3 protein-coding genes are annotated in these 1,809 nt (G+C 62.0%); 1 reads left to right on the forward strand and 2 read right to left on the reverse strand.

Annotated elements, in window-relative coordinates; all coding sequences use genetic code 11:
• Together B3873_RS04220 and B3873_RS04225 are read right to left on the reverse strand one after the other, a co-directional pair.
• On the reverse strand, nucleotides 1-466 hold a 466-nt coding region (locus tag B3873_RS04220), incomplete at its 3' end, for an MFS transporter (protein WP_286864208.1).
• Between the two features lie 47 nt (nucleotides 467-513).
• Entirely contained in the window at nucleotides 514-879 is a 366-nt protein-coding gene (locus B3873_RS04225; RefSeq protein ID WP_121042911.1) for a RidA family protein, read from the reverse strand.
• 107 nt (nucleotides 880-986) lie between these two features.
• Between B3873_RS04225 and B3873_RS04230 the strand changes: the two genes are divergently transcribed.
• Complete coding sequence (locus B3873_RS04230) at nucleotides 987-1,805, forward strand: TrmB family transcriptional regulator (RefSeq protein ID WP_286864212.1); 819 nt, start codon at nucleotides 987-989, stop codon at nucleotides 1,803-1,805.
• Nucleotides 1,806-1,809 lie beyond the last annotated feature (4 nt).

The raw sequence follows: 1,809 nt of genomic DNA on the forward strand, positions 1-1,809 counted from the left end.
ATACCAGCAGCGCACCGCGCCAGCCAAGCCACTGCACGAGCAAGCCGCCGATGAATCGGCTCAGCAATATCCCTGCGGAGATGCCAGCGGAAATCGCCGCCATGCTCAGTGCGCGGCGAGATGCATCGGCCAGCTTGCCGACAATGGCGCTGCTTTGCGCTGCCACCGTGGTGGTGGCACCGATGAGAACGAAACATCCAATCAGGGCATCCGGGCTTGCTGCCCGCGCAGCAAGCGCTAGAGACAGTGCCAGCGCAAGGAACTGCCCGGGAATCAGGATGCGCGGACTCAGCCTGTCCACCAATGGCACCAGCAGCACCAGGCCAATCAGATAGCCGGCAATGGCGCCGGATATCACCGTGGTCAGCGACGCCACCTCCACGCCGAAATCAGCGGCAATCTCAGGCAGCGCCGGTTGCATCGCATAGTTGCTCGCAATGGCGCTGCCCGCTGCGACCGCGAGCATGAAGAGCGCGCGCCCCGCAAGACGACAATCCTGTCCGGCGCACGTCGTCACTTGGCCGCCCTGACGGCGATGGCCTCCACCTCCACCAGAATCGCATCGTCGACGAACGGCAATGCATGCACCAGGGAGAACGCCGGCCGGATATCCCCGTAGACCTCGCCATGGGCACGGGCTGCGTCTTGCCAGTGCGCAAAGTCCGCAACAACCAGCCGGCTCTGCGCCACATCCGACAGCGCAAAGCCGTGCTCAGTGAGCACCTTCTCGATGGTGGCCAGCGCCTCCTTCGTCTGCGTGTAGGCATCCGGGCCTTGTCCGGCCGTGCCTGAAATGAAGATCGTATCGTTCACGATCACCGCCCGGGAGTAGCCGACCTTGGACTCCCAGGGAGAGCCGGTGCTGACAAGTTGACGCATGTGGACTTTCCTTTCATGTGATTTTTAACTACTTGAGTAGTAGTTATATGAATCGTATACTACTGCAGTAGTTAGTCAATCCCTGCAAAGAGAAAAATGAGTCGCGCATGACCACAGAAAACGAATTGATCGCTTCCATGACCCGGCTGGGATTCACCCAGTACGAGGCCCAGGCTTATACCGCATTGGTGGGTCAGGCCGCGCTCACCGGAGCCGAGGTGAGCCGACGGGCGTCGATGCCGCCCTCCAAGGTTTACGAAACGCTGGCCCGTCTGGAATCAAGGGGCGCGGTACTGGTGAATCGATCCGAGCCTGTGCGTTACAGTGCCGTGCCGCATGCGGCTTTGCTGGAAGAGCTGCGCACCCGCTTCGAGGCTGACCTGGAAGCGGCGGCATCGGCGCTGGATCAACTACCGGTGGAAGAAGAAGCCGGACTGGTCTGGTCGCTGAGCGGAAGGAAAGTGATCGTGCAGGCCTTTGCGCGCGCGATTTCAGGCGCGCAACACACCCTGTTTGCGGGGATCTGGGATGAAGAGCTCGACGAGCTCGGACCGCTGCTGGAAGAAGCCAGTGCGCGCGGTATCGAGACCCATGTCGCGATTTATGGCGACCGCACGCTGGACGGCCCTCACACCTACGACCTGGCCGAATGCGGTGCGAGTGCCAGGCTGCGGCTATCCGGCCGCCGCCTGGCCGTGGTGGTGGCCGATGATGCAGCGGCCGTGGTGGCGGAGCTGGGTGACTCCACCGCGGATCAGGCGACCCTGACTACCAATCCGGTCATCGCGCTGCTGGCCGTGGAATACATCAAAGCCGATGTCAGCGGTCGGCTGATGATCAATGCGATGTCGCCGGCGACCTACAAAAAATTGCTGGCCACGCCGGCAATGCGCGCAATGCTTGCACCTGTCGATCCGAGAGACTGAAACG

Origin of the sequence: Herbaspirillum sp. UBA812 (assembly GCF_002296545.1) — a bacterium.
GTDB classification, from domain to species: Bacteria; Pseudomonadota; Gammaproteobacteria; order Burkholderiales; family Burkholderiaceae_D; genus Herbaspirillum; species Herbaspirillum huttiense.

Bases quoted from the DNA above. Each gene is read 5' to 3' on its own strand.
- B3873_RS04225 (WP_121042911.1), bottom strand. From the start codon at position 879: ATGCGTCAACTTGTCAGCACCGGCTCTCCCTGGGAGTCCAAGGTCGGC.
- B3873_RS04230 (WP_286864212.1), top strand. From the start codon at position 987: ATGACCACAGAAAACGAATTGATCGCTTCCATGACCCGGCTGGGATTC.